Source organism: Rhodococcus sp. NPDC080181, from assembly GCF_040702225.1.
Lineage (GTDB): Bacteria > Actinomycetota > Actinomycetes > Mycobacteriales > Mycobacteriaceae > Rhodococcoides > Rhodococcoides fascians.
In genome coordinates this window covers 122129-142428 of record NZ_JBFBKN010000008.1, presented here as the reverse complement: position 1 = coordinate 142428, position 20300 = coordinate 122129, and the positions used below count along the sequence as shown (strand labels likewise).

Annotated in this window: 1 protein-coding gene; it reads left to right on the top strand. The window is 66.8% G+C overall.

Annotation, left to right across the window (positions count from 1 at the left end):
- Window positions 1-13: 13 nt before the first annotated feature.
- Entirely contained in the window at window positions 14-20296 is a 20283-nt protein-coding gene (locus AB0O58_RS12315; protein WP_366238231.1) for a non-ribosomal peptide synthase/polyketide synthase, read from the top strand.
- Window positions 20297-20300 lie beyond the last annotated feature (4 nt).

Below are 20300 nucleotides of genomic sequence, written 5' to 3'. Positions count from 1 at the left end.
CCGGGGGGACCGGATGTACCGCACCGGCGACCTGGTGCGCCGACGCGCCGACGGCCAGATCGAGTACATCGGCCGCACCGACTTCCAGGTCAAACTGCGTGGCCTCCGTATCGAACTCGGCGAGATCGAGCAAGCGCTGCTCGCCGAGCCGCAGGTGACCCAGGCTGCGGTACTCGTTCACGCCGACCGATCGCAGGCCCAGTTGGGTGAGCAGCTCGTCGGCTATGTCGTGAGCACCGAGCCCGATATCGATCACGACGGCCTGGCGGATGCGGTGCGCCGGCGCATGCCCGAGTACATGGTGCCGTCGGTGTTCGTCGTGCTGGACGAATTCCCGCTGAACGCCAGCGGCAAGCTGGACCGAAAAGCCTTGCCTGCGCCCGATTTCGCCTCGCTCGTACGCGAATACCGTGCCCCGGGCACCGACACCGAAACGGCCCTGGTGGCAATTTTCGAGACGGTCCTCGGGATGGACCGTATCGGCGTGGACGACGACTTCTTCGTCCTCGGCGGAAACTCGCTCAACGCCACTCGCGTGATCGCGCGAGTCAACGCGGAACTGGGCACAGCAGTGGATGTGCGGTCGTTCTTCGACGCACCGACCGTCGCCGAACTCGCCGCGGCCGTCGATGCTGCAGGCTCGACGCACGCGCGACCTCCGTTGGTGGCGCAGCAGCGGCCCGAACGTGTGCCATTGTCGCTGGCCCAGCAACGGATGTGGTTCCTCAACCGATTCGAGCCGGACTCGGCTGTCAACAACATCCCGGTCGCCATCGCGTTGAGCGGCGAACTCGATTTCACCGCCCTGCAGGCGGCGTTGATCGACGTGTTGGACCGGCACGAGTCGCTGCGGACGGTCTACCCCGATCACGACGGCATCGGCTTCCAACAAGTACTCGAATCCGATGCGGTGGCAGTGGAATTGGAGCGCGCGACGGCAACCGATGCCGACGTTCCCGCCGTGCTGCTCGAGTTCGCGCTCAGGCCCTTCGATCTGGCGGTACAGCTGCCCTTCCGGGCGGTGCTCCTCGAGACGGCCGAGACCGAGCACGTGCTCGCGTTCGTGGTGCACCACATCGCGGCCGACGGATTCTCGATGGGCCCGCTGACCCGAGACGTGGTGGCCGCATACGTGGCGCGCACCAACGGGCAGCAACCACAGTGGACTCCGCTGGAGGTGCAGTACGCCGACTTCACGCTGTGGCAGAGGGCCGTCCTCGGCAGCGAGGACGATCCGGAATCTCTGATCTCGGCGCAGGAGAACTACTGGCGGCACCGACTCGGCGGCGCACCCGACCAGTTGGAGCTACCCACCGACCGTCCCCGCCCGGCGGTCGCCACGACCAACGGCGGCACGCACCCGTTCGAGATCGACGCCGAACTGGTCCGCGCGCTGGAGAAGCTCGGAAGAGACCACAACGCAACGACATTCATGGTCGTGCACGCCGCGCTGGCCGTGCTGTTGGCCAAGCTCGCGGCCGCCGACGACATCAGTATCGGTACGCCGGTCGCCGGCCGTGGAGACGCGGCCCTCGACGACGTCGTCGGCATGTTCGTCAACACACTGGTGCTGCGCACCGAAGTCGATTCACGGACGTCGTTCGACGATCTGCTGCGCGAGATCCGGGAGGTGGACCTCGCTGCGTTCTCGCACGCCGACGTGCCCTTCGAGCGTCTGGTGGACGTGTTGGCCCCGGCGCGCTCGCAGGCACGCCACCCGCTGTTCCAGGTGATGTTGACGTTCCAGAACCTCGATCGAACCTCGGTCGAGCTCCCCGGCCTGACCATCGCAGCGGTCGACTACGAGGCAGACCTGGCAAAGTTCGATCTGCAAGTGACGCTGTGGGATTCGGCACCGGCCGGCTCCGAGCCCGCGGGCCTGACCGTCGCCCTGACCTATGCTGCGGACCTCTTCGAGAAATCGACGATGGCTCGATTCGGAGAGCGGTTCGTTCGGGTTCTTCGTGCGATCACCGCAGCGCCCGCTGCAGCCGTCGGAGAGATCGACCTGCTCGACTCGGTCGAGCGGGAGTCGGTGCTGACGTTCGGTTCGGGACCGGCGCACGAGATCACCAGCGGAACAACGTTGGTGGGGCAGTTCGACGGTCGCGTCGAGCAGACCCCCGACGCGCAGGCCCTGGTGTTCGAGGACGTTCGGCTGACGTACGCCGAGCTCGATGCGCGCGCGAACCGCCTGGCGCGGTACCTGTTGTCGGTGGGTGTCGGGACCGATTCGACGGTCGGCCTCGCAGTCGGCCGCAGTATCGAGTTGTTCGTCGGTATGTACGCGATCGTCAAGGCCGGTGCTGCGTACGTACCCATCGATCCGGCTCAGCCGTCGGAGCGCAACGAGTACATCGTGAGCACGGCCTCGCCGGTACGGGTGCTCTCGAGCACCCGAGATCACGTCGAGTTCCCCGGCGTGGAGACGGTGGACATCGACACCGTGGACGTGTCGGAATTCTCGTCGGCGCCGGTGACCGATGCGGAGCGGACGGCACCGCTGCGGGCAGAGAACCTCGCATACGTCATCTTCACCTCGGGGTCGACGGGTCGGCCGAAGGGCGTCGGCGTATCGCACGCGGCGATCGTCAACCGGTTGTCGTGGATGCAGCACGAGTACCCCCTCGGTCCGCAGGACGTGGTGTTGCAGAAGACACCGGCTACGTTCGACGTGTCGGTGTGGGAGTTCTTCTGGGCCTTCCAGGTCGGCGCATCCGTGGTCGTCGCGGTTCCCGAGGGTCATCGGGATCCGTCGTACCTGCTCGATGTCATTGCACGCGAACATGTCTCGGTAGTGCACTTCGTGCCGTCGATGATGTCGGTGTTCACACCGGAGGCGCTGCGTAGGCCCGACGCGGGAGCGTCGCTGCGTACGGTGTTCGCCTCGGGGGAGGCGCTTGCGCCTGCTACTGCACATTCGCTGCGCCGCGCACTCCCACAGGTGTCGGTGCACAACCTGTACGGCCCGACCGAAGCTGCTGTCGACGTGACCTATCACGCGGTCTCCGACGCGGACACAGCCGTGGTGCCGATCGGTTCACCGGTGTGGAACACCGATGTGCGCGTTCTGGATTCGTCGTTGCGGCCGGTTCCGGTCGGGGTGTCGGGAGAGCTCTATCTCTCGGGTGTCCAGCTCGCCAGGGGATACGTGAGCCGACCCGATCTGACCGCGGATCGCTTCGTTGCCGATCCGTTCGCGGTCGACGGTGCGCGGATGTATCGAACCGGCGACGTGGTGCGGTGGCTGCCCGCCGGTGAGTTGGAGTACGTGGGCCGGTCCGACTTCCAGGTGAAGTTGCGTGGTCTCCGCATCGAACTCGGCGAAATCGAATCGGCTCTGTTGGATCTTCCCGAGATCGCTCAGGCCGTGGTGCTCGTGCGACGAGAACAACTGGTTGCCTACGTCGTCCCCACCGAAGGCCCGGTCGATGTGGACCGGGCACGCACCGCGCTACGTGGACGTCTGGCCGAGTACATGGTGCCGACCACCGTCGTGGAATTGGCCGAATTCCCGCTCGGCGGAAGTGGCAAGCTCGATCGAAAAGCGCTGCCCGATCCCGAATTCGAGGCAACGCCCTACCGAGCACCGTCCGATCCGGTCGAAGAGATCGTCGCGAACGTGTTCGGCGCGGTCCTCGGACTCGACCGAGTCGGTGTGGACGACGACTTCTTCGCGCTCGGCGGCAATTCGCTCGTCGCCACTCAGGTCGCCGCACGACTCGGTGCCGAGCTGGGCACGACAGTGCCCGTCCGAACGATGTTCGAGGCAGGCACGGTGGCAGCCTTGGCTGCTGCGTTGGAAAGTCACGTCGGCCACGGAGTCTCCGCGCCTCTGGTGCCGCAGGAACGCCCCGAACGAATTCCGCTCTCGCTCGCCCAGCAGCGGATGTGGTTCCTCAACCGATTCGAGCCCGAATCGGCGGTCAACAACATCCCCGTGGCGATCCGGCTCACCGGAGCACTCGACACTGCGGCCCTGAACGCAGCGGTCGTCGACGTTCTCGACCGGCACGAAGCACTCCGCACCGTCTACCCGAGTGTGGACGGAGCGGGGCATCAGGTGATCCTGCCTGCCGAATCGGTGGCACCGGACCTGACACCCACCACACCGTCCGCCGACGGTGCGGTGGCCGACCTGATCGCTTTCGCCTCCGAAGGATTCGACGTCACCCAGTCGATTCCCCTGCGCGCGAAACTGTTCCAGGTCACCGACGACGAGTACGTGCTGGTCGTCGTGGTTCATCACATCAGCGCAGACGGTTGGTCCATGGGACCGCTGACCCGCGACGTGATGACGGCTTACCTCGCTCGTGTGGCCGGCGACGCACCGCAGTGGACGCCGCTGGCGGTGCAGTACGCCGACTTCGCGCTGTGGCAGCGCGCCGTGCTCGGCGACGACGCGGATCCGAGCAGCCTGATGGCAGCACAGGCGGACTACTGGCGTTCGGCCCTGGCGGACCTGCCCAGTGAGCTGACCCTGCCGTACGACCGGCCGCGTCCCGCGGTGCAGTCGTACTCGGGCGGGCGGTTCCAGTTCGACATCGATGCGGATCTGCGTGCCTCGCTCGACGATCTGGCCCGGTCGACCGGAACCACCCTGTTCATGGTGCTACACGGTGCACTCGCGCTGTTCCTGGCTCGCATGTCCACCTCGGACGACGTTGCGGTGGGTACCGCCGTCGCAGGCCGCGGCGAGGCCGTCCTGGACGACGTGATCGGCATGTTCGTCAACACCCTGGTGCTCCGCACCTCGGTCGATCGAAGCAAGGGATTCACCGACCTCCTCGGCCACGTCCGGGACGTCGACCTCGATGCATTCGCACACGCGGACATCCCCTTCGAGCGGCTCGTCGATTTGCTCGAACCCGAGCGCACGACGGCCAGGCACCCGCTGTTCCAGGTCGCGATCGCGTTCGAGAACCTGCCGCCGAGCGAATTCCACCTTCCCGATCTGACGGTCTCGGCGGTCGACGTCGAGGTCGACACAGCCAAGTTCGACCTGTCGCTGACGCTGCACGATAAGGCCGACGGCACCGGTCTGTCCGCCGGTTTCCTCTACGCGCGAGACCTGTTCGACGAGAACACGATCGAGGTGTTCTCGCGACGTTTCCGCTGGCTGCTCGAAGCGATCGTGGCGACACCGAACACCCCGGTGGGCGATCTGTCCATCCTCTACGACGACGAATACGACCGGCTCACCCACGTCCACGGTGACGACGTGTTGGCCGGCGGCACTCTGGCCGAGATCTTCGCTGCCGGAGCCGCACTCGACCCGTCGGCGACCGCGATTCGCTACGAGGGCCGCTCGATCTCGTACGCCGAACTCGATGCGACGTCCTCGCAGCTCGCCCGGGTGCTCATCGAGCGCGGGGCCGGCCCCGAATCCGTTGTGGCGCTGGGATTCCAGCGCTCCTACTTCATGGTGCTCGCGGTCTGGGCAGTGGCGAAATCGGGGGCCGCGCACCTACCCGTCGACCCGACGTATCCGAAGGATCGCGTCGCCCACATGGTCTCGGACTCCGAGGCCGTACTGGGCCTGACCACCCGGGCGCACTCGGCTCGGCTCCCCGGCGGACTGCAGGATCTGGCCTGGCTGAGCGTCGACGACGAGGAGTTCGTGGCCGAGGTCCGCACCCGCTCGGCCGAGCCGGTCACCGACGCCGACCGCCTGCGACCCGTCACGTTCCAGAACCCCGCCTACGTCATCTACACCTCGGGCTCGACAGGCAAGCCGAAGGGCGTCGTCGTCACGCACGCCGGACTCGGCGGCGTCCTCGACGCAGCAACCGATCTCTATCACCTGAAACCGGCCTCGAGGTTCCTGCACGTCTGCTCGCCCAACTTCGATCCGTCGGTTCTGGAGTGGATGGCGGCATTCTCGGTCGGCGCGACGTTGGTCGTCGTACCGGCCTCGATTCTCGGTGGCACCGAATTGGCCGAACTGCTGAAGGCGGAGAGGGTCACTCATACGATCATCACGCCTGCGGTACTCGGCACGATGGATCCCCACGGGATCGATTCGCTCGAGGTCCTCTCGGTGGGCGGCGACGTGACCACTCCCGAACTGCTGGCCCGATGGGCAGGGGACCGGAAGTACTTCAACGGGTACGGACCGACCGAGACCACGATCATCTCGAGCTTCGCCGAGTTGACGCCCGGCGAGCCGATCACCATCGGTCGACCGATTCACGGCATGTCCGTGCTCATCCTCGATTCCAGGCTCGAACCGGTTCCGACCGGTGTCGCGGGTGACCTGTATCTGTCGGGCGGTGCGCTCGCTCGCGGCTATCTCGGTAGGCCGAGTCTGTCCTCCGAGCGCTTCGTGGCCAATCCGTACGGCATCGACGGCGCACGGATGTACCGCACCGGCGACGTCGTGCGATGGACGGACGACCTGCAGCTGCAGTTCGTCGGCCGCACCGACTTCCAGGTGAAGGTGCGCGGGTTCCGTATCGAGCTCGGCGAGATCGACTCCGCGCTCACCGCTGTTCCCGAGGTCGACTTCGCCGTCACACTCGGACACGAACTGCCCTCGGGTGTCACCACCCTCGTGTCCTACGTGCTGCCGACGCGTGGTTCCGTCGTCGACGTCGACGAGCTGACCGCCTTCGTCGGAAAATCATTGCCCGCCTACATGATTCCGTCGTCGATCATCGTTCTCGACACCGTTCCACTGACCCCGGTGGGCAAGTTGGATCGCGCCGCGCTTCCCGCACCCGTGTTCGAGGCCCGGGAATTCCGCGCACCCACCACCGCGGTCGAAGAGATCGTCGCCGGAGTGTTCGCCGACGTCCTGCACCTCGAGCGAGTGGGACTGGACGACGACTTCTTCGCCCTGGGCGGTAACTCGTTGATCGCCACCCAGGTGGTCTCGCGGCTCGGCGCGGCCCTGGACACGGTGGTCCCGGTGCGGGCGCTGTTCGAGAGCTCGACCGTGGCCGCACTGGTGGCGCACGTGGAGAGCGCTGTCGGTTCGGGGGGACGAGCTGCACTCGTGGCGGGTCCGCGTCCCGAACACCCGCCGCTCTCGCCTGCGCAGCAGCGGTACTGGTTCCTCAACCAGTTCGACACGACGTCGTCGGTGGACAACATTCCGTTCGCCGTGCGGTTGTCGGGTGAGCTCGACGTCGCTGCGCTGCAGTCGGCGGTGCGCGATGTCGTCGAGCGCCACGAGTCTCTTCGTACCCGGTACCCGGACTCGGCACAGGGCCCGTTCCAGCAGGTGTTGCCTGCGTCCGAGGTACCGATGGACCTCGCCGTGCGAGACGTGGCCGGTGCGAACGTCGTTGCCGCCGTGACCGAGTTCTTTGCGCGGGGCTTCGACGTCACCGCCGAGGTGCCGGTCGACGCGCGCGTGTTCCGCGTCGACGAGAACGAGCACGTCCTGGCCTTCGTCGTCCACCACGTGTCGGCCGACGGCGCGTCGGTGGGCCCGCTGGCCGTCGACGTCATGACCGCATACACCGCGAGATCTGCAGGGACGGCTCCGGACTGGGAGCCACTCGAGGTGCAGTACGTCGACTTCGCGCTGTGGCAGCGAACCGTACTCGGCACCGAATCGGATCCCGATTCGGTTGCAGCGCAGCAGGTGTCGTTCTGGAAGGATACGCTCGCCGAGCTGCCGGATCAGCTGGTGCTGCCCACCGATCGCCCGCGCCCGCCGGCGCAGAGTTTCCGCGGCGATGCCGTGCGGTTCACCGTCGACGCCGGCACGCACGCTGCTCTCGCCGAACTCGGACGTACCGAGCAGGCAACGTTGTTCATGGTGGTGCACTCGGCATTCGCCGTGTTGCTCGCACGCCTGTCCGGTTCCGAGGACATCGCGGTCGGAACGCCCATCGCCGGCCGCGGTGAGCGGGCTCTGGACTCGATGATCGGTATGTTCGTCAACACCCTGGTCTTCCGGTCGTCGGTCGAATCGTCGATGACCTTCCGCCAGTTGCTCGCTCAGGCCCGAGAGCGGGACCTGGCCGCGTTCGCGCACTCCGACGTTCCGTTCGAGCGTCTCGTGGAGGTGCTGAACCCGGTGCGGTCGACGGCACGCAACCCGTTGTTCCAGGTAGGCCTGTCCTTCCAGAACCTTGCCGAGTCGACGTTCGAGCTGCCGGGTCTGACGGTGAGTGCCGTCGAGGCGGATGCGGTGACCGCGAAAACCGATCTGCAACTGTCGATCTCGGATCGCTACGCCCCGGACGGCTCGCCCGCGGAACTGTCGGCCGAATTCAGTTATGCCACCGATCTTTTCGATCGCGCCACGATCGAAGGTTTTGCCGACCGGTTCGTTCGCCTCCTCGCCGCCGTGGCCGAGGACCCGTCGGCCGTCGTCGGCGATCTCGAGCTGCTCTCGCCCGAGGAACGCACCCGGATCGTCCGCACGTGGAACGACACCGATCACGATGTCGATGCGTCGCAGACGCTGGTATCGCTGTTCGATCGTCAGGTGCAGGCGCAGCCCGACGCGGTCGCGGTGGTCCATGCCGGGCAGTCACTGTCGTACGGCGAGTTCGATCGTCGAATCAACCGGTTGGCCCGCGTCCTGATCGGTGCCGGTGTCGGCCCGCAGGTGACGGTTGCCCTGGCGATCAGGCGCTCGGTGGATCTGCTCGTCGCGATGTATGCCGTCGCCAAGGCGGGCGGGGCGTACGTGCCCATCGATCCGGATCAGCCGGCGGACCGCAATGCCTACATCCTGGAGGTAGCTGCTCCCGCTCTGGTCCTGAGTACTGCGCGGGACGGTGTCGATGTCGACTCGGTTCCGGTGCTGTTGGTCGACACCGATCCGCGAGTGCTCGACGCAGAGGTCTCGGACGCGCCCGTCACCGACAGTGAACGCACCTCGCCGCTGCGGCCTGCGAACACCGCGTACGTCATCTTCACGTCCGGATCCACCGGCCGCCCCAAGGGTGTCGCGGTGAGTCATGCCGCCATCGTCAATCAGCTGCTGTGGCAGAGCGCCCATTACGGACTGGGCAGTACCGACCGAGTACTGCTCAAGACCGCGGCCACCTTCGATCTGTCCGTGTGGGAGTTCTGGGTCGCCACCGTCTCCGGTGGTGCGATCGTCGTGGCCGACGCCGAGGGCCACCGCGACCCCGCCTACCTCGTCGATCTGATGAACCGGGAATCGGTGACGACACTGCACACCGTGCCGTCCGTGCTCGACGCGCTGGTCACGGCGTCGGCGGGCACCCTGCCCGTACCCCTGACGCGGATCCTGGCGATCGGCGAAGCACTGCCGGTCGCCACGGCCGAGCGCGCGCTGCGCAGTTCGGCTGCGCGACTGGACAACTTGTACGGACCGACCGAGGCCGCGGTCTCGGTGACTTCGCATCGGGTGACGACCGTCGACGGCACCACGGTTCCGATCGGTGGCCCGGAGTGGAACACCCGTGTCTACGTGCTGGATTCGCGTCTGGCTCCCGTTCCGGTCGGCGTCGCAGGTGAGCTCTATCTCGCGGGTGCGCAGCTGGCCGACGGGTACTTCGCGCGGCCGGATCTGAGCGCCGAGCGATTCGTCGCGGACCCGTTCACCCCCGGCGGCCGCCTGTACCGCACCGGTGACCTCGTATCCTGGCGCGCCGACGGCGAATTGGAGTACGTCGGGCGCACCGACTTCCAGGTGAAGATTCGCGGTTTCCGTATCGAGCTCGGCGACATCGATGCCGCTCTCGGATCGCTCGACGAGATTCGCGACGTCGCCGTGATCGCTCTCGCGGACACGGGATCAGGCGCGCGGCTCGTGGCCTACCTCGTGCCCGCCGATGGGATGACGCTGGATCAGGACGGCATCCGTCGTGCACTCGCCGAACGTCTGCCGTCGTACATGATCCCGGCGGCCTTCGTCGTGCTCGAGGCTCTTCCTCGCGGCGTCAACGGAAAGCTGGATCGACAGGCGCTCCCCGAACCGCAGTTCGAGACAGCCGAATTCCGCGCGCCGACCAATCCGGTGGAAGAGGCCGTCGCGGCGGTCTTCGCCGAGGTGCTCGCTGTCGAGCGCGTGGGTCTGGACGACGACTTCTTCGCGCTCGGCGGTAACTCGCTCATCGCCACTCAGGTGGTCTCCCGGCTGGGGGCGGCGCTCGATACTCAGGTACCTGTCCGCTCGATCTTCGAGTCTCCGACGGTGCAGTCGCTCGCACGTGCGATCGAGTCCGAGGTGGGTACCGGTGCGCGCCGGGCACTGACGGCTCGAACACGACCGGACTCGGTGCCGCTGTCGATGGCTCAGCAGCGCATGTGGTTCCTGAGCCAATTCGATCCGACCTCCGCCGTGAACAACATCCCGGTCGCAATTCGGTTGTCCGGCAGCATCGATGTCGATGCACTCACCAACGCCGTGCACGACGTGCTGGCGAGGCACGAAATTCTGCGCACCGTGTACCCGGAGGTCGACGGACGAGGCCATCAGGTGGTACTCGGTACCGCGGAGGCCGGCGTGACGGTTGTCGTCGACGACGTCGACGAGAGTTCGATCGAGCAGGCCCTGCGCGACTTCGTGTCCGCGGGATTCGACGTGACCCGAGCTGTTCCGGTCCGAATCCGGATCCTGCGGGTCAGCGAGACCGAGCACGTACTGGCCTTCGTCGCCCACCACATCGCCGCGGACGGGTTCTCGATGGGACCCCTGACGCGCGACGTCATGGTGGCCTACACCGCCCGTGCCGCGGGGGAGAACCCGCAGTGGGCACCACTCCCGGTGCAGTACGCGGACTACGCGTTGTGGCAACGCGAGGTACTCGGTTCCGAGGACGACCCGGATTCGCCGTTGGCGAAGCAGCTCGCCTACTGGACGACGGCTCTGGCCGGTGCCCCGGCACAGCTCGACCTCGCGACCGACCGGCCGCGTCCGGCGGTGGCGTCGTATCGCGGTGCGGCATACAACTTCTCGATCGACGAGGCCCTGCAGTCGAACATCGCTCGCGCGGCCCGCGCCAACAACGCCACGAACTTCATGGTGGTCCACACCGCGCTCGCGGTGCTCCTCGGCGCGATGGCGGGTACCGACGACGTGACGATCGGAACCCCGGTCGCCGGCCGCGGTGACGCCGATCTGGACGAGCTCGTCGGCATGTTCGTCAACACGCTCGCCCTGCGTACCGCGGTGCACCCCGCGGCAACGTTGCGCGAGCAACTCGCCGCAGTTCGCGAGGCCGACCTGGGAGCCTTCGGGCACGCCGACGTGCCGTTCGAGCGGCTCGTCGACGAGCTGGCCCCGGACCGATCACAGGCTCGCCACCCGATCTTCCAGGTCATGCTGACGTTCCAGAACCTGAACCGCCAGACGTTGGCCCTGCCGGGGTTGAGTGTCGAGGGCATCGATCTGGGTAGCGCGTTCGCGAAATTCGACCTGCAGGTGACGCTCTGGGAGAACACGGACGACCGCGGTGCTCCCGCCGGAATCGACGTGCAGTTCGACTACGCCACAGATCTATTCGAAGAATCCAGCATGGCCTCCCTCGGGCGACGGCTCGTCCGGGTACTGCACGCGCTGACCGACGCACCGGACGGAGTCGTCGGCGACATCGACATCCTCGAGGAAGGCGAACGTGCCCGCGTCCTCGAGGACTGGAACGCCACCGCGCACGAGGTGGATCCCGGTGCAACTCTGGTGTCGCTGTTCGAGTCCCGAGTTGCCGAGTCCCCGGACAACACCGCCACGAGCTTCCTCGACGATCGGGTGACGTACCGCGAATTCTCCGAACGGGTCAACGCGCTCGCGCGTCTGCTCATCGCCGAGGGAGTCGGCCCGGAAACCGTGGTGGCGACGGCCATGCGCCGCTCCATCGACATGCTGACGGGTATCTACGCAGTGCTCGCCGCCGGTGGTGCCTACGTTCCGGTCGACCCGGATCTACCGGCCGAACGAATCGGCTACATCCTGGACACGGCGGCACCGGTGGTGCTGCTCACGACCGAGCGCGACGGTACAGATCTCGTGACCGACGCCGCCAGAATCCTGGTCGACACCGTCGACACGACAGGTCTGTCCACGGCACCGGTGACCGATGCCGAGCGAACCGCACCGCTGCGACCGGCGGACACCGCGTACGTCATCTTCACCTCCGGCTCCACCGGTCGCCCCAAAGGCGTTGCGGTCAGCCACGAGGCCATCGTCAACCGTCTGCTGTGGATGCAGGCCGAATACCGTCTCACCGAGCAGGACAAGGTGTTGCAGAAGACGCCGGTCACGTTCGACGTGTCGGTGTGGGAGCTGTTCTGGCCGTTGCAGATCGGTGCCGAACTCGTCATCGCGGTGCCCGACGGCCACCGAGATCCGGCATATCTGGTGAGCACCGTCGCCGAACGCGGCGTCACGGTCGCGCACTTCGTGCCGTCGTTGCTGGCCGTGTTCGCCGCTGCGGACGGTGTGTCGAACTGCACCGGCCTGCGTGCGGTGTTCGCCTCCGGTGAGGCACTGCCTGCATCGGTTGCCTCGGCCCTGCGCACTGCACTGCCCGCCACCGAGCTGCACAACCTCTACGGCCCGACCGAGGCCGCTGTCGACGTCACGTATCACCATATCCTGCCGTCGGACACCGTGTCGGTTCCCATCGGCGCGCCGGTGTGGAACACGAGGGTGACCGTGCTCGACGCGCGACTGCACCCCGTTCCCGTCGGGGTGCCCGGAGAGCTGTATCTCGCGGGGCGTCAACTGGCCCGCGGATACCTCGGCCGCCCGGACCTGACCGCCGACCGGTTCGTCGCCGACCCGCACGGCAGTGCCGGCTCGCGGATGTACCGCACCGGAGACCTGGTGCGGTGGAGGCGCGACGGTGAACTCGAGTACCTCGGCCGCACCGACTTCCAGGTCAAACTCCGAGGCCTGCGGATCGAGCTCGGCGAGATCGAAGCCGCGTTGACTGCAGATCCGTCGGTCGACCAGGCCGTCGTTCTCGTGCGCCGGACGCCGTCGGCAGGTGAACTACTGGTCGGCTACGTCGTTCCTGTCGCCGGGGAGACGATCGACACCACAGCGGTCACCGCCTCGGTTGCGACCCTGGTTCCGGAATACATGGTTCCGGCCGGGCTCATCGTGCTCGATGCCCTGCCACTCGGGCCGAACGGCAAGCTGGACCGCAGAGCACTACCCGAACCGGAATTCGGCAGCGATGCCGAATTCCGTACCGCCACAACCGACACCGAACGCATCATTGCCGAGGTCTTCGCAGACGTCCTCGGCCTCGACGCCGTCGGGGTCGACGATTCGTTCTTCGCGCTCGGCGGCGACAGCATCGTCTCGATTCAGCTCGTCTCTCGAGCCAAGGCCAGGGGAATTCAGTTCGGGCCGCGAGATGTGTTCGAGCGCAAGACCGTTGCCGGTCTCGCCGAGGTCGCCGTGATCGTCGGTGAGGGCAATGATGCGGTCGTGCTCGAGGAACTCGACGGCGGCGGTGTCGGTTGGCTGCCGCTACCCCCGTTCGGTGTAGCGATGATCGAGCGCGGCGGCGGGTGGTCACGCTTCCATCAGGCCGTCACACTGGAGCTGCCGCTCGGTATCGACCGAGCCGGGATTCTCGCCACGGTGACCGCAGTGGTCGATCGACACGACGTGCTGCGGTCCACCCTGGTGCACGACGACCGCGGCTGGGGTCTCGATGTTGCGGGTGCCGGTACCGTCGACGTGGATACACTGCTCACCCGGGCCGATACCGATTCGGCTGCAACAGTATTCGACGATGCGGTGGGAACGCTCGACCCCACGGCCGGTCGCATGCTCGCCCTCGTCTGGGTCGATCGAGGACCCGAGGTGCCGGGCACGCTGACCGTGGCGGCGCACCACCTCGTGATCGACGGAGTGTCGTGGCGAATCCTGGTCCCCGACTTCGTCTCCGCCTGGGCTCAGGTGTCCGGGGGAGTGACCCCGACCCTCCCCGAGGTCGGGACCTCGATGCGGCGTTGGACCCATGCACTGGTCGACGCGGCAGCGAGCGAGGCGCGGCTGGCCGAATTGCCGCTGTGGCGTTCGATCGCCGACACCGAGGACCCCGTGCTGGGCAACCGCCCCTTCGATCCCGCGGTCGATGTCGTGGCGACGCTCGAACGGGTGAACATCGAACTGACACCCGACGTCACGCGCACCTTGCTGACCACCGTTCCGGAGATCTTCCGCGGCGGAGTGGGCGACGGGTTGCTGGCCGGGCTCGCTCTGGCCGTCACGAGACTGCGGTCCGAGCGCGGCATCACTGCACCGGCAACACTGGTGCAGCTCGAAGGCCACGGCCGCGAGGAAGCGGTGGTTCCCGGAGCTGATCTGGGACGGACCGTCGGCTGGCTGACCAGCCTGTTCCCCGTTCGCCTCGACCTGACCGGGATCGACGTCGATGCTGCGTTCGCGGGAGGGTCGCAGCTCGGCGATGCAGTGAAGGCAGTCAAGGAGCAGATGCTGGCGCTGCCCGATCGAGGCATGGGCTGGGGACTGCTCCGCTACCTGAACTCGGAGACCGCTGCGGAACTGGCCGAACTCGGCACCGGACAGATCAGCTTCAACTACCTGGGCCGGGTCGACGCCGGCGAGGTGCCGGACGAGATGAAGTCGCTCGGCTGGTTGCCGGCCGCCGACGGTGAGCTCTCCGCGCCCGGTGACGCCGACATGGCCGCGAACAAGACCGTCGACATCAACGCGATCGTGCTCGACACCGACGAGGGCGGGGTCCTGAGCGCCAGCTTCGCGTTCCCGACCGGAGCCGTGTCCGCGGACACGGTCGAGCGTCTCGCCGGGCTGTGGTCCGAGGCGTTGACGGCGCTGGCCTCGTACGCCGAGGTACCCGGCTCGGGCGGCCTGACCCCGTCGGACGTGCCTCTGGTGGCGCTGTCGCAGGCCGACATCGCGTCGTTCGAGGCGCGTTACCCACAGCTGACCGACATCTGGTCGCTGTCACCGTTGCAGCAAGGACTGCTGTTCCACGCGTTGTTCGCCGATGCGTCGATCGACGTCTACACCATGCAGGTCGTACTCGACCTGGCCGGCGAGGTTGACGCCGAACGGTTGCATCACGCTGCCCAGACGCTGCTGGATCGGTACGACAATCTGCGTACCTCGTTCACCGCGACCGCCGACGGTGAGACGGTGCAGATCGTCCATCAGGACGTCCTCCTGCCCTGGACCACGATGGACCTGTCGCACCTCGACGAGCCGGAACGTGGCACAGCAGTCGCCGATGCCCTGGCGGCCGAGCAACGACGGCACTTCGACGTCTCCACTGCACCGCTGCTGCGTTTCGTCCTCGTGCGAATCACCCCGACCACCTACAAGCTCGCGATGACCAACCATCACGTGCTCCTCGACGGGTGGTCTCTGCCGCTGGTGATGAAGGAACTCTTGTACCTGTACGCCGCTCGGGGTTCCACCTCGTCGATGCCGAGGGTTCGCTCGTATCGCTCCTACCTGGCCTGGCTGAACCGACAGGACCCGGCCGTGTCTCTCGGTGCGTGGACCACCGCGCTGGCCGGAGTCGAGGAGCCGACGTTCGTCGCACCGCCGAGTGTCGGACGAGAGATCTCCGCACGCTCGGCAGAGACGGAGCGATTCGTCGATCCCGAGACCACCGCGTCGCTCGTGGCGCTCGGTGGCAGGCTCGGCGTCACCGTCAACACGCTGGTGCAAGCGGCCTACGGCCTGCTGATCGCACACATCACCGGCCGCACCGATGTCGTGTTCGGTGCCACGGTCTCCGGCCGTCCCGCTGCTCTTCCAGGCGTCGAGTCGATGATCGGCCTGTTCATCAACACCATCCCGGTGCGCGTTCGATTCGATCCGGCCGACACTGTCGAGAACTACCTGGTCCGGATTCAGGGAGAACAAGCAGACCTGCTCGACCACCATCACATGGGACTCGTCGACATCCAACGGGCGATCGGAATGGGGAATCTGTTCGACACCCTCACCATCTTCGAGTCCTACCCGGTGGACGAAGCCGAGCTGACGCAGCAAGCGGCAGCGATCGACGGAATGACCGTCGAGTCGGTGAGCTCGAACGACAACACTCACTACCCACTGACGTTGTTGGTCGTGGCCGAGGATCGAATCTCGTTCACGCTCAAGTACATCAGCGATCTGTTCGACGCTACGTACGTCGAGTCCATCCTGTCCCGGCTCGTCGGTGTTCTCGAAACCTTCGTCTCCGACACCACGACGGCGGTCGGCGATATCGATCTGCTCGGCTCGGAAGAACGAACCCGCGTGATCGACACCTGGAACGACACCGCGCACGAGGTCGACGCGGGCATCATGCTGACCGCGCCGTTCCGGGCTCGGGTTGCGGCGAACCCGGACGCCACGGCCGTGCTCTACGAGGGCACCGCAGTGACCTACGCCGAGTTCTCGGAGCGGGTCAATCGTCTTGCCCGACACCTGATTTCGCTCGGCGTCGGCCCGCAGTCGCTCGTCGCTCTCGGCATGAGGCGAGGCATCGATCTGATGGTCGGCATGTACGCCGTCATCGAAGCCGGCGGCGCGTACGTGCCCATCGATCCGGACCACCCGGCCGAGCGCATCGAGTACATCCTCGACACCGCGGTGCCGGTCGCCGTTCTCTCGACCAGCCACGATCGGACGGGACTGCCGGAACGGTTCCCGATTCTCGAACTGGACACCCTCGATCTCGCGTCCTACCCGGCAGACGCCGTGGCCGACGCCGACCGACTGGCACCGGTACGCCCGGAGAACACCGCCTACGTCATCTTCACGTCCGGGTCGACCGGGCGACCCAAGGGCGTCGCGGTGCCGCACCGCGCGATCGTCAACGAGATGGCGTGGATGATCGACCAGTACTCGCTCGACGAGAACGACGTCTACCTGCAGAAGACGGCGACGACGTTCGACGTGTCACTGTGGGGCTTCTTCCTCCCACTCCAGGTCGGTGCGAGCGTCGTTCTCGCGACCCCCGACGGCCACCGCGACCCGGCGTACGTCGCGGAGCGCATCGCCCGGCACGGCGTCACCGTCACGGACTTCGTGCCGTCGATGCTCACGGTGTTCGCCGCGTACGCCACCGAGGAGCAGTGCCGGTCGTTGCGACACGTCTACGTGGTGGGTGAGGCACTGCCGCCGGAGACGGTGACGGACTTCCGCGCGATCACCTCTGCCGGGATCCACAACCTGTACGGCCCCACCGAAGCCGCAGTGAGTGTGACGTACTGGGAGACGTCTGCCGACGAGGGCGCGACCGTCCCGATCGGTGCGCCGGAATGGAACACCCAGGCCTACGTTCTCGACGGCAGGCTGCATCCGGTTGCCGCAGGAACCGCGGGTGAGCTGTATCTGGCGGGAACGCAGCTCGCCGACGGATACCTCGGGCGGGTCGACCTGACGATGGACCGCTTCGTCGCGAACCCGTTCTCGGCTGCCGGCGAGCGCATGTATCGCACCGGAGACCTCGTCCGATGGCGATCGGGGCCGGGCGCTGCAGGAGTCCTGGAGTACATCGGGCGCACCGATTTCCAGGTCAAGTTCCGTGGCCAGCGGATCGAGCTCGGTGAGATCGAGACCGCACTGTTGGCCCATCCCGACGTCAACCAGGCCACGGCCGTGGTGGCGACCACCGGTGCCGGCGACCAGCTCGTCGGATACGTGGTGCCCGCGCCGGGTAGAACGCTGGACCCGGCCGAGGTACGCACCTTCGTCGGCGGCGCTCTGCCGAAGTACATGGTGCCGGCGACGGTGATGGTGCTCGCCGAATTCCCGCTGAACACCAGCGGCAAGCTGGACCGAAAAGCACTGCCGGAGCCGGTGTTCGAGGTTCGCGAGTTCCGTGCTCCCGCAACGCCGGTCGAGGAGATCGTGGCGGAGATCTTCGCCGAGCTGCTCGGCGTGCAGCGGGTCGGATCGGACGACGACTTCTTCGATCTCGGTGGTAACTCGCTGATCGCCACAAGAGTGGCGGGACGGGTGTCGGCTGCGCTCGGGAAGAAGATCGGTGTCCGAGACCTGTTCGAGGCCTCGACGGTCTCTGCACTCGCCGCGCGCGCCGAATCACGCATCGACGACGCGAACGATATGCCGCTGCGTCGCCGACCGGCCGGCCAGACCGTTCCGTTGTCGCTCGCGCAACAGCGCATGTGGGTACTGAACCGACTCGACCCCGAGTCCGGGGCCTACAACATGCCGCTGGCGCTCCGTCTGCGAGGCGAGCTGGATGTCGCGGCACTGCAGAGCGCCGTGTCCAGCACCGTGGAACGCCACGAGGCACTGCGCACGCGCTACCCGGAAGATGCGAACGGTTCGCCCTACCAGGAGTTCGTCGACGCCGGATCGGTCGTACCCGATCTGACTCCCATCGACGCGACCGACGACTCCGACACCGCCGAACGGATTCGCGCACTCGTCTACGAGGGCTTCGACGTCACCGTCGCACCCCCGGTCCGGGGAGCACTGTTCCGCTTCGGCCCGGACGAGTACGTCTTCGTCATCGTGATGCACCACATCAGCGGAGACGGCGCATCGATGGCACCACTGGCCCGTGACGTCATGACTGCGTACCTCGCTGCCGCGTCGGGAACCGACTACACGCCCGAACCGCTGACGGTGCAGTACGCGGACTTTGCGGTATGGCAGCGGCAGGTGCTGGGCTCGGACAGCGACCCCACGTCGATTCTGTCGCAGCAGTTGGCCTTCTGGGCGGACGAGCTCAGCGGGATCACCCCGGTCGTGTCGTTGCCGTGGGATCGGCCGCGAGCGGCTACCGCCAACCTGCGCGGAGCCAGTGTGAGTGTCGAGCTGGACGAGTCGGTACACACCGGACTCGCGGCGATCGCGCGCGAGAACAACGCGACTCTGTTCATGGTGTTGCACGCGGTCCTCGGGGTGCTGTTGTCGCGGATGAGCGGCTCCCGCAGCTTCGCCGTCGGCACGCCCATCGCCGGCCGCGGGCACGAGGCGCTCGACGGACTGGTGGGCATGTTCGTCAACACGTTGGCGCTGCGCACGGACGTGGACCCGGATGCGACGTTCGCAGAGCTGCTGACCGCTCTACGGGAGACCGACCTTCGGGCCTTCGCGAATTCGGACGTCCCGTTCGAGCGGGTCGTCGACACGATCGCACCGGACCGGAACGCCGGGTACACCCCGCTGTTCCAGACGGTTCTGTCGGTGGAGCCCCACGGCGAGGCGCGCTTCGAGCTGCCGAACCTGGTGGTCGAACCCGTCAGCGGCTTCGAGCCGACGGCGAAATTCGACCTGCAGGTCACGGTGGAGGCCCAGCACGCCGACGGGAACAGCGGCACCGGAACCCTGAACGTCGAATGGGTGTATGCCGCCGATCTGTTCGACGAGTCCACGGTCGCGTCGCTGGCGGAACGATTCGCACGCATCGCCGGTGCAGTGGCGGCAACACCAGCGGTCGTCGTCGGCGACATCGACGTGCTCGACGCCGCCGAGCGGGCGGCACTGACCGAGACCCCGCAGACCGCTGACTCCACTGCGGCACCGGTTCGGTCGGACCTGACCTTGCCGCAGGTACTCACCTCGACGGTGGACGCAGATCCCGATGCGCCCGCGTTGTCGTCGGACGGAGTCGAGACCACCTACCGTCAGCTCGACGAGCAGTCCTCACGTATGGCTCGGGTACTGATCGAACGTGGCGTCCGAACCGGAGTCGTGGTCGGCGTATTCGTCACCGACGCTGTTGCAGCCGTCGTGACGCAGTGGGCGGTGGCCAAGGCAGGCGGAGCCGTGGCTCCGATCGCCGCGTCGAACTCCTCCGACGTTCTGGAGCGAACAGGCGCGTCCGTGCTCGTCCTGGACGGTGACGACGCGCCGAGCTGGGCCGGGTCCGCCACGACCATCCACCTCGGACATCCGGATGTCGTCGACGCCATTGCCGCGAGTTCTGGGCGGCCGGTGACGTATTCGGACAGAACGGCGGTTCTGGGACCCGACAGCCCAGCGTTGGTCGTGGTCGAAAACGGCGCTGCGATCGACCACGGAACACTCGCTGCATTGGCGACGAACGCAGTGACGGAGTGGGCCGTGGCCTACGATTCGCGGCTGGCCGTTCCCACCCGGTTCGGTTCCGGTGCAGCAGTTCTTGCCGGTGTGGTCGCCGTGACGGCAGGTGCAGCCCTGGTCACCGATCGGGCGGAGTCCGCCGAGGACGCCGCCGATATCGTGTCCGCAGAATGGGTCACCCATGCGTTCCTTGCCTCAGCAGATGCTGCCGCGGTCGATCGACTGCAACCCGAGGACATCGAGGACCTCGTTGCGATCGTGTCGGTCGACGGTGACGGTGCCGAGATGAGCGGTGTCGACATTCCGGTGCATCGTCTGCCCGGGTCGATAGGAACCGCCGCCCGATAAGGTG